The sequence below is a fragment of the Microbacterium sp. APC 3901 genome (assembly GCF_030407765.1).
Classification (GTDB): Bacteria; Actinomycetota; Actinomycetes; order Actinomycetales; family Microbacteriaceae; genus Microbacterium.
Genome location: NZ_JASDCU010000010.1, coordinates 81,720 through 101,686 on the forward strand (window position 1 = coordinate 81,720; position 19,967 = coordinate 101,686).

Sequence of the window (19,967 nt, forward strand, 5' to 3'; positions counted from 1 at the left end):
TCGACGATTGGGGGATCAAGACGACAGGGTCAGCAGGCGGGCGGGGTTGTCGACCAGCATCCGCTCGACCGCGTCATCACCGACGGCAGAGCGCAGCCGCGGTAGGTAGCGCTCGCCGAGATAGGCGAGCCCCGGCATCCCGCCGTAGGAGATGTAGCGGGTTCGGCGGGCGACATCGCCGCCGAGCAGCACCCGGTCGCCGGCTCCGAGCTCGACGACGCGCTCGGTCAGATCGAGCAGCTCGGCATCGGATCTCGTGCGCGGCCGCGCGAAGCCGTCGTATCCCAGGTAGGCGCCGCGCTCGGCGAGAGAGGCGTGCAGCCCGGCGTCCGGATCGCGGTCGGCATGCGCGAGCACGACACGGTCGGATGCGACGCCGGCCGCCTCGAGCAAATCGAGCACCTCGTGGGCGGCGGTGCAGAACTCCAGATGCACCATCACGGGTGCTCCCGTGGCCCGATGGGCCGCGGCGACCGCGATGAGCGTCGCCCGCTCGAAGGGACTGATGCTCCAGTAGCCGACCCCGGCCTTGAGCATCCCGGCTCTGACCGGCGATCCGTCCGGCGCTGCGGCGCGCAGAACATCGGGCGCCTCGAAGATCAGGGCGTCGTCGACCGGCATCCCTCGCGTCACATCGGCGACGAACAGCTCGGCCAGACGCTCGACACTCCACACCTGCATCGGATGATCTGCCCCGTAGTGGGCCTCGCGGTGGCGTCCTGTCGTCGCGACGACATGCATCCCGGTGCCGGAGCTGATGCGTGCGACCGCCTCAGGGTCGCGCCCCAGGCCGAAAGGAGTGGCATCGACCATCGCCGCGAAGCCGCTGGCCTTCAGCAGTGCGGCCTCGTGACCCGAGAGGTCTTCATCGTCGAGTTCGTCGCCGACCAGCAGCGGCGAGATCTGGAACAGGTGCTCGTGATAGTCCGTCGTGCCCAGCTGAGTCGGGTCGACATCGCCGAGCACCGTGCGGACGACACTCATCAGCGCACCGACTCGGCAGCCTCGGCGAGCCGCTCGACGATCTCTGGGGTGAGGTCGATCTCGAACACGTCGGCGACCACCTGCGACCAGCCGTGGATGAAGTACCGCCAGCCGTCGACCACGTGCAGACCATGTGCGGCCTCCTGTGCACGGGCCTGGTGCAGGAACTCGAGCGACCCGCGGTAGTTGAACTCCCAGACCCATGCGTCGGCCGGGAACACGACGTCGTCGGGAAGCGGAGAGCCCGGCCGATCCTTGCCGAGCCCCGTGGCGTTCACGATCAGCGACCCCGCGGGTGCTGCTGCGACGACGGCCGCCGCCTCCTGCACCGTGTCGGTGCGCACGTAGGAGATCAGTCCGTCGGGGGTGCCGTGCTGGCGATGCACCTCGCGCAGGTGGTCGAGCTTGTCGTCGTCGCGGGCCGTGACGGTGATCTTCGACGGAGCATCCGCCCGCTCCGCCAGCGCCCAGCTGAGGGCCGTGCCCGACCCGCCGGCGCCGAGGATCACGACCTCCGCTCCGGTGCGTGCGAAGTGGTCGGCCGGGAGGAAGTCCTTGAGCGCGAGGTCGACCGTGAGAGGATCCTTCGCGCGGCCGATCAGGCGATCGCCGCGCTTCGAGATGCTCGAGATCTCGGAGCACGACACGGCGAACGGGTCGAGTTCGTCGAAGAGGTCGGATGCTGCGGCGAAGACGTTCATCTTGTGGGTCGTCACGAGAGCGCCGCGGTGGTGGGGGTCGTCACGGATCTGCTCGACCATCGCCACGTACTGTGCGGGTGTCGCATCGATGGGCAGGTCGTGCCCGAGGAGGTTCCGGGTGGGGAGCCCCAGCACCTCGGCCCACTTCGGGAACACCTTCATGATCGACGAGGAGCCGGTGCTCACGCCGACGAACCCCATGTGACCGCCGGTCGTGGTGGCGGGCGTCTCGGTGATGGTCATGGTGGGCCCTTCAGGGTCGGGGTGAGACGAGGTGGGCGGGGGAGCGCCCCGCGAGTACGGCGAGCACATCGTCGAGCGACATCGAGCCCATGTTGTCGACGGCCTGTGTCGTCTGGGCACCCAGATGCGGGGTGATGGTCACGAGGGCTGCGAGATCCGGCGCGAGCAGCGGGCTCGCGCTCGCCGCGGTGTCGCCGTCGAGGGTGTCGGCAGCGTACCCGCCGAGGCGCCCGTCACGCAGGGCGGCAGCGAGTGCGGTCTCGTCGACGAGGTCGGGGCGGGCGGTGTTCACGAGGATCATTCCCGGGCGGATGCCGTCGAGTCGCGCCGCATCGACCAGCGTCTGCCCGCCGGGGGCGTGCAGGGTGATCACGTCGGCCGAGCCGAAGAGTTCGTCGAGATCGGTCGGCTCGGCGCCACGCTCGGCGATGATGTCGGACGGCAGGAACGGGTCGGTGGCGAGCACCCGTGAACCGAAGCCGCCCAGGCGCCGCGAGACGCCCTGACCGATGCGTCCGAAGCCGACGATGCCCACCGTCGCAGCGCCCAGTTCACGTCCGCGGCGCACGCCCCAGTCGCCCGCTCGCACGCGGCGGTCGCCGTCGGCGATGAATCGGAGCGCCGCGAGCATGAGCCCGACGGCATGGTCGGCGACGGCATCCGCGTTCGCACCCGGGGTGTTGGTCACCGGGATGCCGCGTCGCAGCGCCGCATCGAGATCGACCGCCTCGGTGCCGACGCCGTAGCGGGAGATGACCCTGAGGTTCGGAGCGGCCGCGAGGTGCTCGTCGGTCACCGGCCCGGTGCCGGCGACCCAGCCGTCAGCGGCGGCGAGCAGGGGCGCGAGTTCGGCGAGACCGTGGTGTGCGGGACCGCGGACGATCTCGTGACCCGCGGCTCTGGCCCGCTCGACGAGGTCGAGATCGCCGTCCGAGAACGACCGGCTGGTGGCGAGGATGACCCCCATCAGTTCTCCTCGGTCGACGGCGCTGCGGCGAACCACGGCTCGAGCGCCGTGTACGCATCGACGAAACGGGCGTGCCGGTGCTCGTGCACGGCATGCCGCCCGGCGTCCGGTGTGAACTCCGCGGTGACCTCGCTGAGTGCCCTGGCCGCCGAGAAGTCCGCGAGTCCGAGCCCGACCGCGCCCGTGACCGCGGCGCCGAGGCTGTTGGCCTCTTCGACGATCGTGCGCCGGCGGATCGGCACGCCCCAGACGTCGGCGAGGATGCCGAGCCAGGCGTCGCTCTGCGCGCCACCGCCGACCGCGTCGATGCGGTCGATCGCGGCACCGGATTCGCGGAACGCCTGGATGCAGGTGAGCAGGTTGTACGCCACGCCCTCGAGCACGGCCCGCGTGAGGTGCGCGCGCGTGTGGTGGCGACCGAGACCGACGAAGGCGCCGCGGGCGTGCGGATCCCACAGGGGCGAGCGCTCGCCGAGGAGATAGGGGAGGAAGTAGAGGTCCTCCGTGTCGACGTCGCCGCCGGCCTCCGCCGTGAGACGCGCGGTGTCGGGGTGCGCGGGGTCGGGGGAGAGCGCCTCGGCGATCCACTGCACGGAGGCGCCGCCGGCCTGCATGGTCGCGGTCGGCACGAACGAACCGGGCACGACGTTGTCGAAGGTCATGGTGCGCATCTGCGGGTCGTGCAGCGGGGCGAGGCTCGCGAACGAGATCCACGACGAGGTGCCCAGACACACGTACGCGCCGTCTTCGGGAGCCACGATGCCCGAGCCCACCGCGGCGAGCGGTCCGTCACCGCCGCCCATGACGACGCGGACGGAGGCCGGCAGTCCGAGGGCATCTGCCGACTCGCCCGTGAGGGTGCCGGCCACGGTCGTCGACTCGAGGATCTCGGGGAAGAGCGCGGGGTCCAGGCCGGCCGCCGCGAGCACCTCGGCCGACCACGTGCCGCGCAGCTGGTCATACGCGTTGGTGCCCGAGGCGTCGGAGCGCTCGGTCGCGAGGCGCCCGGTGAGCCGATAGACGATGTAGTCCTTGGCGACGCAGAAGTGGCGCACACGGGTCCACACATCGGGCTCGTTGTCGCGCACCCACATGATCTTCTCGATCGAGTAGGTGGGATTCAGCCGGTGGCCGAGCACACGGTACGCGTCGGCGGCGCCGAGCCGCTCTTCGAGGGAGCGGGTCTGCGCGCCCGAGCGCGTGTCGGCCCAGATGATCGCAGGGCGCACCGGCTCGCCGTGCGCGTCGAGGAGCACGGTGCCCATCATCTGGCCGCTGACGACGAGGCCGCCGACGGTCTCGGGGGCGACGCCCGCCCGGGCGATCAGCTGCAGGGTCGCCGAGACGACCGCGTCCCACCAGTCCGCAGGGTCCTGTTCGGCGATGCCGCCGGTGGCGAAATGCGCGGGGTACGGCACGGTCACGGAGGTGACCAGACGCCCGTCGTCATGGTGCAGGGACGCCTTGTTCCCGGTCGTACCCAGATCGTGCGCGATCAGCATGTGGGGACCCTATCCCGCCGAGGGGGTTGCGGAATAGGGACGCAGATCGACACCGTCGGACGAGCGGTAGGCGCGCGAGCCCATGCCGTGCTCGAGCACCCAGCCGTAGTCGTGTCCGGCACCGCCGGGGTAGACCGCGAGGAACGCATACGGCTCGTCGCCCGTGTTCACTGAGCGGTGCGCCCAGCCCGGCGGGATGTAGCCGATGGTGCCGGGAAGCATGTCGAGCCACTCGGTGCGCTCGCCGTCGAACATGAGCAGCCCGCCGCGACCCCTCAGCGCCAGGTAGATCTCGCCCTGGTGGTTCGGATGCTGGTGCCCCTTGGTCATCCAGAGCTCACCCGAGGTGTCGCCGGGCATGATCGTCGTGATCGACTGAGGCAGTTCGCGGTCGACCTCGGGCACGGGAGAGCTGGTCACGGTGTAGACGACGGGGTCGTCGTCGGCGGATGCTGCGGCCCAGGCGTCCGCGTCGAGGAACAGGCCCTCGAGATCCGACATCCGGCGCGTGAGGGTGGGGCCTTCGGGTGAGAGCGTGAGCTTCTCGGCATCGAACGCGATCGCCATCGGAGAGATCGGAGGCGTGTGGAACTGGGGCATCGGTGCTCCTCGTACGGGTGCTGCGGCTCTGCGCAACCTGTAATGACAAGTTGAGTGTACCTGTGATGACAGGTTGCGTCCAGTGCTCCGATGCGCGGGGGTGAGCGGGGTCAGGATGCTGCGCGCAGCGCGCGTGAGAGGTGGGACCTGCCGTCGCGGATCGCCCCGGCCGCCACCTCCTCGACCCCCGGATATTCGGCGTGGCCCGCGGGGAGGACGGCGAGTTCGAGCATCCGAGCCGCGTTCGCGACGCCGAACTGTCCGGGCGGCGGCACGTACGGGTCCCACAGCGCCGCCTCGACGCGCACAGGGATGCGGGCGAAGCCGAGGGCCGTAGAGGCGTCGAACAGGCGCAGCACGTCGCGGGCCTCCGGATGCGCGGCGACATGGTCGCGCACGGTCTCGCCGCTGCCGATGCAGTGCACGGCGAGGCGCTGGTCGTACTGTCCGAAGCTCGGCACGATGAGGGTCGCCCCGGCGTAGCGGTCGTCCCACGGCAGGGCGAGGGCGCCGATGCCACCGCCGAAGCTCTCGCCGACGTAATAGAGGGGCAGCGCGCCGACGAGGGTGGTGAGAGCATCCGCAGCGAGCCAGAGGTCTCGGGCGCAGAGGCCGAGCACGTACGAGTCCTGGCTCTCGAGCCCGGCCAGCACATGCTCGGCCTGGGGTGCGGGGGCGCCGACGCCCGTGTTCAGCGTGGGCAGCCCTCGGGCGACGGGGAAGATCGCTGCCGCATCGTCGGGTATGCGAGCGAGATCGACCGCATCCCGTCCGCCGTAGCCGTGGCTGTGCACGACACCGACGCGCGCCGGGGCGGCGAGGGGTTCGACCAGCCAGGCCCGCAGGCGGGTGCCGTCGACTCCCGCATGCTCGATGACCGAGACCCGTCGGCCGTGCGTGGTCTCGGCGGACAGCGCGCTGGGTGCGGCATCCACCGTCTTCGCCTGCTGTCGCCAGCCCTGCCACTGTTCGGCGAACCCGTCGGGTGCGGCGACCGGAGCGATCGCGCGGAGCGTGCTCAGCGTGTGGCCGTAGCTCGCGTCGAACTCGGCGTCGGCGAACCAGATGTCGTAGGGGGAGGGGAAGGGCATGTCGAGACGACGCTACCGAATCTGCGCGGAGGCTCAAGCGCTCGCGCGCCGTGCGCGGTATGCGGCCACGGCGTTGCGGTTCGTGCAGGTCGTCGAGCAGAAGCGCTTCGAGCGGTTGCGTGACAGGTCGAGGGCCAGTGCCTCGCACGTGTCGTCGGCGCAGATGGAGATGCGCGACCCCTCATCGGATCGGATGACGTCGATCAGTGCCATGGCGGTCTCGATCAGCACGCGCTCGGCGAGCGGGCGCTCGTCGGCCACCGCGTGCAGGTGCCAGTCGACTCCGTCGTGGCGCACGAGTCTCGGGGCGAGGTGAGCCTCGGCGAGGGCGGCGTTGACGTGCTCGGCCATCTCGTCGCGGGGCGCGAGCAGCATGGTGCGAAGCCGCGGGCGCAGGTCTCGGATCGCGGCGAGTTCGGTCTCGTCCCGGTCGAGTCGACCCGAATAGGGGAAGTCCGTGAGGAACGCGTCGTAGTCCGCGAGCGTCTCGAGGGTCTCTGGTTCTTCGGCCGAGTTCACCAGCCAGACGGCCGAGCGCAGAGCCTCTTCCGTGTCATCGGTGAAGTTCATGTTGACACCTTACATGCTGCGAGAGTAGCGTCACCTGTCATGAGCAAGGTTGCAAATGACATCACCGCGCAGGGTGTGCGACTCGGTCTGCCCCTGGCGATCGGCGCGGCCTTCGCGTTCGGGATGTCCGGCGCCTGGGCTCGAGGTCTCATCGACGCGGGATGGACGCCCGGTGCGGCGGTGACCGCGCGGGTGTGGGTCGCCGCGCTCGTGCTGCTCGTGCCGACGATCCTCTCGCTCCGGGGTCGGTGGGGAGTGCTCAGGAAGAACGCGGGCATGGTCGCCGCCTACGGACTCCTCGCCGTCACCGCTACGCAGCTCTGCTATTTCCAGGCCGTCGCCGTGATGGACGTCGGCCTCGCACTGCTCATCGAGTACACGGCCCCGATCGCCGTCATCCTGTGGCTGTGGGTCCGGCGGGGTGAACGGCCGAGTCGCCGCAGTGTGATCGGCGCGGCCATCGCCTTCATCGGTCTCGTGCTGATGCTCGACATCATCACCGGCGCCGAGGTGAATGTCGCAGGCATCCTCTGGGCGCTCGCCGCGATGGTCGGCGCCGCGACGTACTTCCTGCTCTCGGCCAAGGCCGACACCGGCCTGCCGCCGATAGCGCTCGCCGGAGGAGGGCTGCTGCTCGGCGCCGTCGCTCTCACGATCGCGGGCCTCGTCGGCATCCTGCCCATCGCCTGGACGACCGACGACATCGCCTACCGCTTCGGCACCGTGCCGTGGTTCGTGCCGGTGCTGGCGATCGGCCTCATCGCCACTGCCCTCGCCTACGTGCTCGGCATCGCATCGACCCGGATGCTGGGCTCGCGCCTCGCATCCTTCGTCGCACTCTCCGAAGTCGTCGCCGCACTGCTGTTCGGCTGGCTGCTGCTCGGACAGCTACCCGACCTGCTGCAGGCTCTCGGCGGAGCGCTCGTGCTCGTCGGAGTGGTGGTCGTGAAGCTCGGCGAGCCGCGCCCTGCGGAGTTCGTCGAACCGATCCCGAATGCCGTGGGGACGCCGCAGCGGTAGATCAATGTATACGTGCAATGCCGGAAACTGAGGTTCGAGTCTGTCTGTGTGAGTTTATGTATACAATGAGGGCATGAGCTCCATCGCCGATCGCATCAGTGCGAGCGATCGAGCCCACGCGGCACTGCTGGAGGAGATCCAGTCGGGCGCCCTGCCCGCCGGTTTCGTGCTGGGCGAGGTCGAGCAGGCCGCCCGCCTCGGCATCAGTCGCACACCGATGCGTGAGGCCCTGCGCCGCCTCGCGGCCGACGGCCTGGTCGTGCAGCAGTCCCCGCGGGTGACGGTCGTCGCCGATCTGGATGCCGACGACATCCGCGCGCTGTTCGAGATTCGCCGCGCGCTCGAAGAGACCTCGGCCCGCCTCGCCGCCCGCCGAGGAGATGCCGACCTCTTCGCCGCGCTCGCCGACGAGTTCGCGCACGTCGACCTCGCCGCCGTCGAAGGCCGCGACGCCTACTACGCACTCATCGCCCGATTCGACGCGGCCCTCGACCAGGCCGTCGACAACGACTACATCGCCTCGGCGCTGCGCACCGTGCGGACCCACCTCGTGCGGGTGCGGCGTATGGCCCGCGACAAGCCCGACCGCCTCGCCGCCTCCGCCGCCGAGCACCGCACGATCGCGGCAGCGCTGGCCGACCGAGACGGCGACCTCGCCGCCCATGCCACGCACGTGCACCTGCACAATGCGCTCACCGGCATCCTCGACTCCCTGACACCCAATCCGGAAGGTGTGAAATGACCGTCACCCACCACGTCCGCGTGCACCGCAGCGAAGAGAACCTCGCCCGAGAAGACCAGCTCGCCTGGAAGATCGCCGAGGTCGCCGCCGACCCGGTCGAGGTCGATCAGGACGTCGCCGACATGATCATCAACCGCATCATCGACAACGCGTCGGTCGCCGCGGCATCCCTCACGCGGGGGCCCATAAACGCCGCACGCGCCCAGGCGTTCAGCCACCCCGTCTCGACCGGGGGCATCGGCGCCACCGTCTTCGGCGCAGCGCTCGACCACCGCACCAGCCCCGAGTGGGCCGCGTGGGCGAACGGCGTGGCCGTGCGCGAGCTCGACTACCACGACACGTTCCTCGCCGCCGAGTACTCGCACCCGGGCGACAACATCCCGCCGATCCTGGCCGTCGCGCAGCACGTGCAGGCCGACGGCCGTGCGCTGCTCCGCGGCATCGCCACCGGCTACGAGATCCAGATGGACCTCGTGCGCGCGATCTGCCTGCACAGGCACAAGATCGACCACGTCGCGCACCTCGGCCCGTCGGCGGCTGCCGGCATCGGCACCCTGCTCGGCCTCGACGTCGAGACGATCTACCAGGCCGTCGGCCAGGGGCTGCACACCACGACCGCGACGCGTCAGAGCCGCAAGGGCGAGATCTCGACCTGGAAGGCGCATGCCCCGGCCTTCGCGGGCAAGCTCGCCGTCGAGGCGGTCGACCGGGCGATGCGCGGACAGACCAGCCCGGCTCCGATCTACGAGGGCGAAGACGGCGTGATCGCCTGGATGCTCGACGGCAAGGACGCCGCGTACGAGGTGCCGCTGCCCGCCGCCGGCGAGGCGAAGCGCGCGATCCTCGACTCTTACACGAAGGAGCACTCGGCCGAGTACCAGGCGCAGGCGTGGATCGACCTCGCCCGCAAGCTCGGCACCGAGAACCCGGCGCTGCGCGACCCCGCGAACATCGAGTCCATCGTGCTGCACACCAGCCACCACACGCACTACGTGATCGGCTCGGGCGCGAACGACCCGCAGAAGTACGACCCGACGGCGTCGCGCGAGACGCTCGACCACTCGATCCCGTACATCTTCGCGGTCGCGCTGCAGGACGGCGGCTGGCACCATGTCGACTCCTACGCTCCCGAGCGTGCGGGTCGGGAAGACACGGTCGCGCTGTGGCACAGGATCACCACGGCCGAGGATGCCGAGTGGACGCGCCGTTACCACTCCGAAGACCCCGACGTGAAGGCGTTCGGCGGCCGCGTGGAGTTCCGCCTCACCGACGGCACGACCGTCGTCGACGAGATCGCCGTCGCCGACGCGCACCCGCTCGGAGCCCGTCCGTTCGCCCGCGAGAACTACATCGCGAAGTTCCGTCTGCTGGCCGAGCCCGTGCTCGAGGCGGCAGAGATCGAGCGCTTCCTCGAGCTCGTGCAGCGTCTGCCCGAGCTGACGGCCGCCGAGGTCGGCGAACTGTCGATCATCGCTCGCCCGGGTCTGCTCGAGGGCGCCGACGCCCCGAAGGGTCTGTTCTGATGCTGTACTCCCACGTCACCCCGGCCGAGAAGCGCCGCCTGTTCCGCGAGCGACTCGCGAGCGGCGAGCTGCTGCGGTTCCCCGGCGCGTTCAATCCGCTCAGCGCCCGTCTGATCGAGCAGAAGGGCTTCGACGGCGTCTACATCTCGGGCGCCGTGCTGTCGGCCGACCTCGGCGTGCCCGACATCGGCCTCACCACCCTGACCGAGGTCGCGGGGCGAGCGAAGCAGATCGCGCGCATGACCGACATCCCCGCGATCGTGGATGCCGACACGGGATTCGGCGAGCCGATGAACGTCGCCCGCACGATCCAGGAGCTCGAGGATGCGGGCCTTGCCGGCACGCACATCGAAGACCAGATCAACCCGAAGCGCTGCGGTCATCTCGACGGCAAGAGCGTCGTCGACGAGAGCACGGCGATCCGTCGTATCCGTGCGGCCGCCGACGCGCGTCGCGACCCGAACTTCCTCATCATGGCGCGCACCGACATCCGCGCGGTCGAGGGACTCGAGTCCGCGATCGACCGCGCCAAGGCGCTGGTGGATGCCGGAGCCGATGCCGTGTTCCCCGAGGCGATGCGCACGCTCGCCGAGTTCGAGGCCATGGCGGACGCGCTCGACGTGCCGATCCTCGCCAACATGACCGAGTTCGGCAAGAGCGACCTCTTCTCGGTCGACCAGCTGCGGGATGCCGGCGTCAACATGGTCATCTGGCCGGTGTCGCTGCTGCGCATCGCGATGGGCGCGGCGGGCCGTGCGCTCGATACGCTGGGCGAGGAGGGGCATCTCACCTCGAAGCTCGGTGAGATGCAGCACCGTGCAGATCTCTACGACCTGATCGACTACGAGTCCTATAAGGAGTTCGACTCGGGCGTCGCAGGCTTCACCGTCACGAAGGAGTGAGCATGACCGAGCCGGACATCAAGAAGGGCCTCGCCGGGGTCGTCGTCGACACGACCGCGATCTCGAAGGTCAACCCCGAGACGAACAGCCTGCTCTACCGCGGCTACCCCGTGCAGGAGCTGGCCGCCACGCAGCCCTTCGAGGCGGTCGCGTACCTGCTCTGGCACGGCGAGCTGCCGGATGCCGCACAGCTGGCCGCGTTCCGGGCGACCGAGCGCGAGCACCGAGCGCTCGCCGACAACGTCAGGGCGGCGATCGACCTGGTGCCCGTCGAGGCGCACCCGATGGACGAGGTGCGCACGGCCGTCAGCCTGATCGGCGCCTCCGACCCGAACGCGGGCGGATCGGTGCTGCATGCCGGTGGCAGCCCCGAGCAGAACCTCGAGCGCAGCATCCGGCTGTTCGCGGCCCTTCCGGCGATCGTCGCCTACGGTCAGCGTCGCCGCCGCGGCGAACAGCTCATCGAGCCGCGCGACGACCTCGACTACTCGGCGAACTTCCTCTGGATGACGTTCGGTGAAGAGCCTGACCCGGTCGTCGTCGATGCGTTCAACCGCTCGATGATCCTGTACGCCGAGCACTCGTTCAACGCCTCGACGTTCACGGCCAGGGTGATCACGTCGACGCTCAGCGATCTCTACTCGGCCGTGGTCGGTGCGATCGGCGCGCTCAAGGGGCCGCTGCACGGCGGCGCCAACGAGGCCGTGCTGCACATCTTCGACGAGATCGGCGAGGCGTCCAACGTGGTGCCGTGGCTGGATGCGGCACTCGCCGAGAAGCGCAAGATCATGGGCTTCGGCCACCGCGTCTACAAGAGCGGCGACTCTCGTGTGCCCACCATGAAGGCCGCTCTCGACACACTCGTCGAGCACTACGACCGCGCAGACGTGGCCGAGCTGTACGACGCCCTCGAATCGGAGTTCGTCGAGCGCAAGGGCATCTACCCGAACCTCGACTACCCGTCAGGCCCGGCTTACAACCTGATCGGCTTCGACACCCTCACCTTCACGCCGCTCTTCGTCGCGGCGCGCGTGACCGGGTGGACGGCCCACGTGATCGAGCAGGCCGGCGCCAACGCACTGATCCGACCCCTGTCGCTCTACAACGGCGCCGACGAGCGCCACATCGAGAACTGACCCGGCTGCCGGTCCGGGTCAGTGCGCCCGGGCCGGGGTCGATCGGATGCCGCACCCGCCGAGGCGGTGATGATCAGCTCGCGCGCGAGAGGTTGCCCAGCTCCGCGCCGGAGGCATCCTTGATCACGAGCACGTCGCCGTCGATCTCGACCGCACGGATGCCGCGCATCCAGTCGTCGACGCCGGGGCAGGCCTTGAGGGTCGAGGCGAATCGGGCGAGGTCGACACGGTCGCCGTTCACCGAGTAGGTCGTCGTGATGCCGTTGCATCCGTCGCTGCCGTGCACCTCGCCGTTCGCGGTGAACTCGAGGTGCGGCTGTCCTGAGGCATCGTCGCCCCACAGGCCGACGAGCTTCTCGACGACGGCGGCGTCTTCGCTGCTCGGGTCACTGCTCGAAGTGGGCGCGCCGCTCGGGGCACCCGTCGCGCAGGCCGCGCCCATCAGGGCGAAGGCGCCCAGAATCGCGAGGCCGACGAGGTTCCGTGCTCTGCGGTGGGTGCTCATGCTGGCCATGCTAACGGTGCCGCCTGCGAACGCCATCGCAATCTCGATCCGGCCGGTGCGGAGCGATTCGGCCCCTCCTCGGTGGCAGCGCGTGCGCGTGTATCGCACAGAGGAGGTGCAGGTCAAGGGGTGAAATTCCGGTAAACAATTTCCCCATTCTGTGGATTTACTGGGTACTCTTCTAGAGATCCCTGTTCGTTCCGACGAACAGGATCCTGCTTGTCGGGGGGCCAGCGTCGTAGTTCACGCCTCCACCGGGAGGCGACCGGTTCTGTGCTCCACGCGCACTGCCGATATGAAACTGACTGACGATCCGTGACCAGCAAGGACATACATCACATGAAGCACAGAGTGACAGGCCGACGCCCTCTGGCGTTGACGGCCGCCACCACGCTCGCCCTCTCGGGCCTCTTCCTCGGAGCGCCTGCGGCGTTCGCTGAAGACTCCAGCGAAGCACCCAGCCAGGACGCTCCCGTCGAGGTTCTCAACACTCGGGCGGAACTCGACAAGGTCGGCACCGACATGGTCGCCGTCGGTCAGACCGCGGATGGTGGCAACGTCGTCGTCGTGACTGCCGACAGCGCATCGGCCGACGCCGAGATCACGCAGATCGCGGCAAACGAGGGCTTCCCTGACGCATCCGTCGTGAAGGTCGACCGTGTGCTCTCGGCTTTCGATGAGGGTGACATCGTCGGCGGACAGGGCTACCTGTCGGTCAGCCCCGACCTCGACGGCTTCCTCGCCAACGAGCCCGGAAGTGCCGCCTGGTCGTGCTCCGTCGGCTTCGCTGCATTCACCCCGACGGGTGACCCTGCGCTCCTGAGTGCCGGACACTGCGCGTTCGGCGACGACGGCGAGCCGCTCACCGACACCACTCTCACCGTTCCCGGCGATGAGCCGGCAGTCGGCGGAACCCCCTCACTGCCCGCCTCGGTCGAGCTGCTCGGCACGTTCGGCTTCGCCCAGTTCGGCGGCGGCGACGGTGGCCTCGGCTCGAACGGCGACACCACCGCGACCGACATCTCGGTCATCGACATCGACGAGGCCGCGGGCTGGAACCCGGTTCCCGCGGTCACCGACTGGACCACGGCCGGCGACTCGCTGAGCTCGCTCGCCGACAGCGTCGTCGAGATCAAGTCCGTCGCGGCTCCGTCGCTCGGCGAGGTCCAGAAGAGCGGTCGCACGACCGGCTTCACCACCGGTGCGGTCGACGGCGACGACATCCTCGACGGATGGGCGAGCATCGACGGCCACTGGGTCCAGGGCTTCTCGAGCAACACGCCCGCGGCTCCCGGTGATTCCGGCGGCGCCGTCATCCAGGGCAATGCGGCCGTCGGCCTCATCAGCGGTGGATCCGAGGCGACCGAGACCGAAGAGCAGTTCACCTGGGCGGCATCGCTCGTGACCGCTCTGCCCAAGACCAACGGTTACCAGGTCGCACTCGACCTCGACGCACCGGTCATCACGAGCCCGACCGACGGTGCAGAGGTGCAGCCGGGAACGGCCATCACCGGAACCGCTGTCGGAGCGGCCAAGGTCACCGTCAGCGGCTTCGGCGCAGACCAGACGGTCGATGTCGTCGACGGCGCCTTCTCGGTCGTCGGTCCCGTCGAGCTCGGCGAGCAGACCATCTCGGTCCGTGCACGCAGCGGCTTCAGCTCCTCGGAGACCACGTCGATCGACGTGACCGTCGTCCCGGCTCCGCTCGTCGCACCGGTCATCACCTCGCCGGCTGACGGCTCGACGGTCACCGAGACCGTCACCGCGATCAGCGGCACCGGCCTGCCGGCCACCGCCATCACGGTGACGGACGCCGACACCGACGACGTGCTCGGCACGACCGAGGTCGCCGCAGACGGTTCGTGGACCGTCGACGGACTCACCCTCGAGTACGGCTCGCACAGCGTCGTCGTGACGCAGACCCGTGACGACGAGGTCTCGCCCGAGGCCACCGCGTCGTTCTCGGTCGTCCCCGTCTCGCCGGCCGTGACCTCGGTCGCTAACGGCGCGGAGTTCGCCCACAACGACGGTCCTTCCGGACTCGCCGGTTCGGGCATCGACGGCGCGACCGTCACGGTGACGCTCAACGGAGCCGAGCCGGCGTCGGCGAACACGGCTGCTCTCGCGGGCGCCTTCGCCGCAGCGAGCGGAACGTTCACGGCCACGGTCGAGGACGGCGCATGGAGCGTCGACTTCGGTGCGGCTCTCGAGTCGGGCACCTACACGGTCTCGGCCACGCAGGCCATCGACGGCGTCTCGTCGGCTCCGACCGACCTGGCGTTCGCTGTTCTCGCCGCACCGGTCGCCGGTGGTGGCGGAGCCGCTCCCGGTGACGGTGGCGCAGCCGCCCCCGGTGACGGTGGACTCGCCGTGACCGGTGCCGACATGCTCGTCCCGCTCTCCGCCGCAGCCATCGCGCTCGCGCTGCTGTCGGGTGGACTGCTGCTGGTCTTCCGTCGTCGCCAGCTCATCGAGAGCTGAACGCGCTGATCACCTGTTGAGGGTGTGACCGGCTCCGGCCGTGAACCCCTCGCCGAGAAGCCCGGTATCGATCGATACCGGGCTTCTTCGCGTCTGCCATGTGTCCGCGACGGCGCGCGGGCGAGACGATGCTGCCACACAGCAGAAGGCCCGACATCGGAATCCGATGCCGGGCCTTCTGCTGTCGAGGAGGACCTCAGGCGAGTTCGATCACCGACCACGAGAGCGGCGGCAGTGTCGCGCGCACCGCGCCGTCGACGACCTCGGCCGCAGTGAGCGGCACCATGTGCACGGCATCCTGCGTGGTCTCGAGGTTCGCGGTGTGGCGGTCGCCGCCCTCGGGAATCGTGAGCGTCTCGGCGTTGACGACGCGCAGCCCCGTGAGGCCGCGCAGCTCGACCGTCAGGTCGCTCTCCTCGTCGAGCGAGCGGTTGGCGACGAACACCACGACGCGTCCGGTCTCCTCGTCCCACGTCGCCGCCGCATCGACCGAGTCGACGCCGCCGTAGCGCTTGGTCTCGATCTGCGGAGCCGACACCGCGAGGCGCAGGATGCGACCCTTCGCGAGGCGAGCCATGCGCTCGAAGGGCCAGAAGCTCGTCTGCCGCCATGCCGGACCGTTCTCCTCCGAGCGGATCGGCGCGATCACGTTGACGAGCTGCGCCTGGTTGGCGATCTTCACCCGGTCGCCGTGGCGCAGCAGGCTGTTGAGCAGTGTGCCCACGACGACGGCATCCGTCACGTTGTAGGTGTCTTCGATCACCCGCGGATGCTTCTTCCACCCGGCTTTGGCGATCTCGACCGATTCGACGTCGTTGAACTTCACCTGGTCCCACACGTTCCACTCGTCGAACGAGATGTCGACCTGCTTCGTGTGCTTGCCCGCGGCCTTCACCGCGTCGATCGTCGCGATGACGCCGTCGATGAACGCGTCCATGTCGACGGACTCGGCGAGGAACGACTCGGCATCGCCGTCGTGCTCCTGGTAGTAGGCGTGCATCGAGATGAAGTCGACCTCGTCGTACGCGTGCGTGAGCACTGTGTGCTCCCAGGTGCCGAAGGTCGGCATCGACCGGCCGGAGGACCCGACAGCGACGAGCTCGATGGTCGGGTCGACGAGCTTCATGGCCTTGGCCGATTCCTGCGCCAGGCGACCGTACTCGGTCGCGGTCTTGCCGCCGATCTGCCACGGGCCGTCGAGCTCGTTGCCCAGGCACCACAGCTTGATGTCGAACGGCTGCTCCGCGCCGTTCTTGCGGCGCAGGTCGGACCAGTACGTGCCGCTCGGGTGGTTCGCGTACTCGACGAGCGACCGGGCCTCTTCGACGCCGCGGGTGCCGAGGTTGATCGCCTCCATGACCTCGACGTCGGCCTCCTTCGCCCAGTCCATGAACTCGTGCAGACCGAACGCGTTGCTCTCGATGGTGTGCCACGCGCCGTCGATGCGCACCGGGCGGTCCTCGACCGGGCCCACGCCGTCTTCCCAGCGATAGCCCGAGACGAAGTTGCCTCCGGGGTAGCGGACGACGGTCGGACCCATCTCCTTCACCAGGGCGAGGACGTCCTGGCGGAAGCCGCGCTCGTCGGCCTGGGGGTGCCCCGGCTCATAGATGCCGGTGTACACGCAGCGCCCCATGTGCTCGACGAACGATCCGAAGAGCCTCCGGGGGACGTCGGCGATGGTGAAGTCGCGGTCGATGGTGATGCGGGCCTGAGACATTGCTCTCCTAGGTTCTGGCTCTCGAGCCGGGTGGGGGACTACTGACCGCCGAAGCCGCTGGTCGCGACGCCCTTGACGATCTGCTTCTGGAAGATGATGAACACGATGATCAGCGGCAGTGCCGCGAGCACGGCCTGCGCCATGACCTGCGCGTACTGCACGCCGTAGGCGCTGATCACGGTCTGGAGTCCGACCGGCAGCGTCATCAGCGTGGTGTCGTTGATGACGAGGAACGGCCAGAGGAAGTTGTTCCATGCTCCGATGAACACGAAGATCGCCACGGATGCCAGGATCGGCCGCGACAGCGGCAGCACGATCGACCAGAAGATGCGCAGGCGGCCGGCGCCGTCGACGCGGGCCGCGTCTTCGAGCTCGATCGGGATGGCGTCGAAGAAGCGCTTGAGGATGAACACCATCGCGGGGGCCACGACCTGCGGCAGAATCAGACCCCAGTAGGTGTCGATCATGTTGAACGCGAGCATCTCGTAGAACAGCGGGATGATCAGCACCTGCGGCGGCACGACGATCGAGGCGATGATGACGACGAACAGCCACTTGCGCCCGGTGAAGTCGAGGCGGGAGAACGCATAGGCGGCCAGGGCGGAGATCGTCAGTGTGATCAGCGTCACGGCGACCGAGGTCCACAGGCTGTTGAACGCCCACGTGTAGACATTGCCCTGCGACAGGATCGCCGCGAAGGCTTCGATCGTCGGCCCCGAGGCGCCGATCCACGACGGGTCGCCGCTGGCGGCATCCGTCTCGGTCTTGAAGGCCGTGGCGACCGCCCAGAGGAACGGCAGCAGCCAGCCGATCGCGAGGATGATCAGGACGACGAGGGCGCTGATGCGCAGCGCGCCGAACGGCTTCTGGCCGGGCAGGTGCGAGCGGCGGGCGCGCGGCGGCCTGGTCGTGGTGATGGTCTCGGTGAGTGTGGCGGTGGACATCACAGCTGCGACTCCTTCCGGCGGCGCATGATCAGAGCCTGCGCGACGCCGATGATGACGATGAGAGCGAAGAACACGTATGAGATCGCGGCGGAGTAGCCGAATCGGTAGCTGACGAAACCGGCCTCGTAGATGTACTGGACGATCGAGCGGGTGGTGTCGCTCGCGACGCCGCCGAGCATCTGGTACGCCTGATCGAACAGCTTGAGGGATGCCAGGATCTGGAGGATCAGGATCAGCACCGTCGCGGGGCCGAGCTGGGGGAGCGTGATCGACCAGAACTGGCGCCAGGGGCCTGCGCCGTCGAGCGATGCCGCCTCGTACTGCTGCGGCGGTATGTTCTGCATCGCGGCGAGATAGAGAAGGAAGTTGAACCCGACCGTCCACCAGACGGTGGCGATGACGATCGACAGCATGTTGGTGTCGGGATTCTGCAGCCATGCGAGCGGCTCGAGGCCGAAGAACTCCAGGATGTTGTTGGCCGCGCCGATCTGCGGATTGAAGATCCACACCCAGATCTGCGAGATCACGGTCGAGGCGAGCAGATACGGCATGAAGAACGACAGCCGCCACAGCCACTGGCCGGGGAGACCCCGGTCGACGAGCGCCGCCATGAGCAGCGCGATCACGACGAGCGGAACCGTCGACAGCAGCGTGAACCACACCGTGTTGCCCATCGACTGCCACATCTTGGGGTCGGTGAGCGCCTCGGCGTAGTTCGCGAACCCGATGAACGAGCCGCCCGCCCCGGTGAGCGACTGGTCGGTGAAGCTGAGGATGATGCCGTGCACGATCGGCCAGGCGAGGAAGAGCACGAACGCGATGAGGAAGGGAGCGAGGAACGCCCAGCTGATGAGCTGCTCGCGGTTGCGCGAGCCGGCACGGCGTGCGGGAACGGCCGACTTCGAGCCGGTGACGATCGTGCGCGTGGAATCGGTGGCGGTCGTCATGATGCGAACGTCCCCTCGGGGTCGGCCGGGTTGGGCTGCCGGAGGAGCGTGTTCACGCGAGCCTCGAACCGGTCGATGGCTGCGGCAGGGTCATCGCCCGAGAGCAGGACTCCCTGCACCGCGGCCCCGAACTCGCCCTGGAAGTTCGATCCGCTGCCGGTGAACCAGGCGGTCGGGTCGTAGACGACGTGCTGCGCGGCCTCGGCGTAGTGGGCCTGGGGAATGAGGTCGGCGTACTCGGGAGACTCTGTCACCGGGAGGAAGGCGGGGATGTGTCCGGCCTCGGCCCAGCCGAACGATCCCTGGAGCATGTCGGCGACGAACCGATAGGTCAGGTCGCGCTTCTCCGGGTCTGCGTCGGTCTGATGCGGCAGCACGAACGAGTGCGAGTCGGCGTAGACCGCCGGCGTGCCGAACAGGGTGGGGATCATGGTGGCGTCCAGGGGCAGCTCGGCCGCCTGCATGGTGCGCAGCTCCCAGACGCCGGTGAACAGCATCCCGCTCTTGCCGGTGGCGAACTCGGCCACCGCGCTGCCGTAGTCGGCCTGGGCGAGGGCGATCTCACCGTCGAGCAGGGTGCGCATGAGGGTGAGCGATTCGACCGCGGCATCCTTGTCGATCACGGCCTTGCCTCCGGCCGGCAGCTCCATCGCCGTGCCGTGCTGCGAGTAGAACGTGTAGAAGAGGCGCCACATCTGGGCGCCGTCGCCGAGGTAGCCGTATGACAGCGCATGGCCCTCGGCCTGGCCGCCGATCGCCCGGAGCTGGTCGAGGAACTCGTCAGGAGACGACGTCTCCTGCAGCCGTCCGTCGCTGTCGAGCACGCCGGCGGCGTCGCAGATGTCCGTGTTGAACATCGCGACGAACGGGTGGGCGTCGAGCGCGATGCTGTACATGTTCTCGCCGACGAAGCCCTTCTCCCAGATCGGCTTCGGGAACGTCGAGGCGTCGACGCCGAGGTCTGCGAGCCGATCGAGATCCCAGGTGTCGAGCAGACCACCGGGTGCCCACCCGACCGTGCGCGTCGCGTGCATGATCGCGACGTCCGGAGCCCGACCGCCCGCACCCGCCATGGCGAGCTTCGTGTAGTACGGGGTGCCCCAGGCGAGCACGGTGGGGCGGATGCGGTACTCGCTCTGCGCCGCGTTCGCGGTGTCGAGCAGCTGCGACATCGTCACGCCGTCGCCGCCGGAGAGCAGATGCCAGAACTGCAGGGTGGTGGCGTTCGAGCCGGGGACGGTGCCAGGGGCGCAGCCGGCGAGCAGCGCCGCGGCGGCCGTGACGGAGGCGGCAGTCAGGAACTGCCGCCGAGACAGATCGAGCGGGGGCGTCATCGTCACTCCTTCGTGACAGCGGGCGGGGTCGGGGTACATCATTACATCGATG

General features: G+C 69.0%; 18 protein-coding genes. 6 read left to right on the forward strand and 12 right to left on the reverse strand.

What is annotated here, in order from left to right:
• Positions 1–15 precede the first annotated feature (15 nt).
• The 7 genes from QMA07_RS10885 to QMA07_RS10915 all read right to left on the reverse strand — a co-directional run bounded on the left by QMA07_RS10885 (position 16) and on the right by QMA07_RS10915 (position 6,658).
• Positions 16–984: an aryldialkylphosphatase gene (locus tag QMA07_RS10885; RefSeq protein ID WP_290161748.1), complete on the reverse strand. Its 969-nt coding sequence runs from the start codon at positions 982–984 to the stop codon at positions 16–18.
• Positions 984–1,928: a shikimate dehydrogenase gene (locus QMA07_RS10890; protein ID WP_290161750.1), complete on the reverse strand. Its 945-nt coding sequence runs from the start codon at positions 1,926–1,928 to the stop codon at positions 984–986. Before QMA07_RS10890 ends, QMA07_RS10885 begins: the two co-directional genes overlap by 1 nt.
• 10 nt (positions 1,929–1,938) lie before the next feature.
• Positions 1,939–2,895 carry an NAD(P)-dependent oxidoreductase gene (locus QMA07_RS10895; RefSeq protein ID WP_290161752.1) on the reverse strand — a complete coding sequence of 319 codons (957 nt, stop codon included), beginning with the start codon at positions 2,893–2,895 and terminating at the stop codon, positions 1,939–1,941.
• Entirely contained in the window at positions 2,895–4,397 is a 1,503-nt protein-coding gene (xylB, locus tag QMA07_RS10900) for a xylulokinase (RefSeq protein WP_290161754.1), read from the reverse strand. Before xylB ends, QMA07_RS10895 begins: the two co-directional genes overlap by 1 nt.
• Before the next feature lie 9 nt (positions 4,398–4,406).
• Entirely contained in the window at positions 4,407–4,997 is a 591-nt protein-coding gene (locus QMA07_RS10905) for a glucose-6-phosphate isomerase family protein (RefSeq protein WP_290161756.1), read from the reverse strand.
• 110 nt (positions 4,998–5,107) lie between these two features.
• Positions 5,108–6,088: an acetylxylan esterase gene (locus QMA07_RS10910; protein WP_290161758.1), complete on the reverse strand. Its 981-nt coding sequence runs from the start codon at positions 6,086–6,088 to the stop codon at positions 5,108–5,110.
• 33 nt (positions 6,089–6,121) lie between these two features.
• Positions 6,122–6,658, reverse strand: coding sequence for a CGNR zinc finger domain-containing protein (locus tag QMA07_RS10915; protein WP_290161760.1), 537 nt, complete (start codon positions 6,656–6,658; stop codon positions 6,122–6,124).
• Between the two features lie 39 nt (positions 6,659–6,697).
• On the opposite strand from QMA07_RS10915, the gene QMA07_RS10920 reads away from it, so the two are divergent.
• The 5 genes from QMA07_RS10920 to QMA07_RS10940 all read left to right on the forward strand — a co-directional run bounded on the left by QMA07_RS10920 (position 6,698) and on the right by QMA07_RS10940 (position 11,981).
• On the forward strand, positions 6,698–7,678 hold the full coding sequence (locus QMA07_RS10920; RefSeq protein WP_290161762.1) for an EamA family transporter: 981 nt from the start codon (positions 6,698–6,700) through the stop codon (positions 7,676–7,678).
• Between the two features lie 73 nt (positions 7,679–7,751).
• Positions 7,752–8,420 carry a GntR family transcriptional regulator gene (locus QMA07_RS10925; RefSeq protein WP_290161764.1) on the forward strand — a complete coding sequence of 223 codons (669 nt, stop codon included), beginning with the start codon at positions 7,752–7,754 and terminating at the stop codon, positions 8,418–8,420.
• Positions 8,417–9,943 carry an MmgE/PrpD family protein gene (locus tag QMA07_RS10930; RefSeq protein ID WP_290161765.1) on the forward strand — a complete coding sequence of 509 codons (1,527 nt, stop codon included), beginning with the start codon at positions 8,417–8,419 and terminating at the stop codon, positions 9,941–9,943. The genes QMA07_RS10925 and QMA07_RS10930 overlap by 4 nt, the downstream gene beginning before the upstream one ends.
• Positions 9,943–10,845 carry a methylisocitrate lyase gene (gene prpB, locus QMA07_RS10935; RefSeq protein ID WP_290161767.1) on the forward strand — a complete coding sequence of 301 codons (903 nt, stop codon included), beginning with the start codon at positions 9,943–9,945 and terminating at the stop codon, positions 10,843–10,845. The genes QMA07_RS10930 and prpB overlap by 1 nt, the downstream gene beginning before the upstream one ends.
• A gap of 2 nt (positions 10,846–10,847) precedes the next feature.
• Entirely contained in the window at positions 10,848–11,981 is a 1,134-nt protein-coding gene (locus QMA07_RS10940; protein WP_290161769.1) for a bifunctional 2-methylcitrate synthase/citrate synthase, read from the forward strand.
• 73 nt (positions 11,982–12,054) lie between these two features.
• On the opposite strand, the gene QMA07_RS10945 is transcribed toward QMA07_RS10940, so the two are convergent.
• Entirely contained in the window at positions 12,055–12,486 is a 432-nt protein-coding gene (locus QMA07_RS10945) for an META domain-containing protein (RefSeq protein ID WP_290161771.1), read from the reverse strand.
• Positions 12,487–12,825: 339 nt separating this feature from the next.
• Between QMA07_RS10945 and QMA07_RS10950 the strand changes: the two genes are divergently transcribed.
• A complete protein-coding gene (locus QMA07_RS10950; protein WP_290161772.1) occupies positions 12,826–14,967 on the forward strand; it encodes a hypothetical protein in 2,142 nt (713 codons plus the stop codon).
• A gap of 196 nt (positions 14,968–15,163) precedes the next feature.
• On the opposite strand, the gene QMA07_RS10955 is transcribed toward QMA07_RS10950, so the two are convergent.
• From QMA07_RS10955 to QMA07_RS10970, 4 genes are read right to left on the reverse strand one after another with little or no spacing between them, the layout of a single operon-like run.
• On the reverse strand, positions 15,164–16,687 hold the full coding sequence (locus QMA07_RS10955; RefSeq protein ID WP_290161774.1) for an alpha-N-arabinofuranosidase: 1,524 nt from the start codon (positions 16,685–16,687) through the stop codon (positions 15,164–15,166).
• Positions 16,688–16,725: 38 nt separating this feature from the next.
• Positions 16,726–17,631: a carbohydrate ABC transporter permease gene (locus QMA07_RS10960; protein ID WP_290161776.1), complete on the reverse strand. Its 906-nt coding sequence runs from the start codon at positions 17,629–17,631 to the stop codon at positions 16,726–16,728.
• The gene (locus QMA07_RS10965) at positions 17,631–18,581 is read right to left on the reverse strand and encodes a sugar ABC transporter permease (protein ID WP_290161778.1); all 951 of its coding nucleotides are present in this window, start codon (positions 18,579–18,581) and stop codon (positions 17,631–17,633) included. The genes QMA07_RS10960 and QMA07_RS10965 overlap by 1 nt, the downstream gene beginning before the upstream one ends.
• Positions 18,578–19,915 carry an extracellular solute-binding protein gene (locus tag QMA07_RS10970; RefSeq protein ID WP_290161780.1) on the reverse strand — a complete coding sequence of 446 codons (1,338 nt, stop codon included), beginning with the start codon at positions 19,913–19,915 and terminating at the stop codon, positions 18,578–18,580. Before QMA07_RS10970 ends, QMA07_RS10965 begins: the two co-directional genes overlap by 4 nt.
• Positions 19,916–19,967: the final 52 nt, after the last annotated feature.

Coding starts and splice junctions, on each gene's coding strand:
- QMA07_RS10885 (WP_290161748.1), bottom strand. CDS start 984: ATGAGTGTCGTCCGCACGGTGCTCGGCGATGTCGACCCGACTCAGCTG.
- QMA07_RS10890 (WP_290161750.1), bottom strand. CDS start 1,928: ATGACCATCACCGAGACGCCCGCCACCACGACCGGCGGTCACATGGGG.
- QMA07_RS10895 (WP_290161752.1), bottom strand. CDS start 2,895: ATGGGGGTCATCCTCGCCACCAGCCGGTCGTTCTCGGACGGCGATCTC.
- xylB (WP_290161754.1), bottom strand. CDS start 4,397: ATGCTGATCGCGCACGATCTGGGTACGACCGGGAACAAGGCGTCCCTG.
- QMA07_RS10905 (WP_290161756.1), bottom strand. CDS start 4,997: ATGCCCCAGTTCCACACGCCTCCGATCTCTCCGATGGCGATCGCGTTC.
- QMA07_RS10910 (WP_290161758.1), bottom strand. CDS start 6,088: ATGCCCTTCCCCTCCCCCTACGACATCTGGTTCGCCGACGCCGAGTTC.
- QMA07_RS10915 (WP_290161760.1), bottom strand. CDS start 6,658: ATGAACTTCACCGATGACACGGAAGAGGCTCTGCGCTCGGCCGTCTGG.
- QMA07_RS10920 (WP_290161762.1), top strand. CDS start 6,698: ATGAGCAAGGTTGCAAATGACATCACCGCGCAGGGTGTGCGACTCGGT.
- QMA07_RS10925 (WP_290161764.1), top strand. CDS start 7,752: ATGAGCTCCATCGCCGATCGCATCAGTGCGAGCGATCGAGCCCACGCG.
- QMA07_RS10930 (WP_290161765.1), top strand. CDS start 8,417: ATGACCGTCACCCACCACGTCCGCGTGCACCGCAGCGAAGAGAACCTC.
- prpB (WP_290161767.1), top strand. CDS start 9,943: ATGCTGTACTCCCACGTCACCCCGGCCGAGAAGCGCCGCCTGTTCCGC.
- QMA07_RS10940 (WP_290161769.1), top strand. CDS start 10,848: ATGACCGAGCCGGACATCAAGAAGGGCCTCGCCGGGGTCGTCGTCGAC.
- QMA07_RS10945 (WP_290161771.1), bottom strand. CDS start 12,486: ATGAGCACCCACCGCAGAGCACGGAACCTCGTCGGCCTCGCGATTCTG.
- QMA07_RS10950 (WP_290161772.1), top strand. CDS start 12,826: ATGAAGCACAGAGTGACAGGCCGACGCCCTCTGGCGTTGACGGCCGCC.
- QMA07_RS10955 (WP_290161774.1), bottom strand. CDS start 16,687: ATGTCTCAGGCCCGCATCACCATCGACCGCGACTTCACCATCGCCGAC.
- QMA07_RS10960 (WP_290161776.1), bottom strand. CDS start 17,631: ATGTCCACCGCCACACTCACCGAGACCATCACCACGACCAGGCCGCCG.
- QMA07_RS10965 (WP_290161778.1), bottom strand. CDS start 18,581: ATGACGACCGCCACCGATTCCACGCGCACGATCGTCACCGGCTCGAAG.
- QMA07_RS10970 (WP_290161780.1), bottom strand. CDS start 19,915: ATGACGCCCCCGCTCGATCTGTCTCGGCGGCAGTTCCTGACTGCCGCC.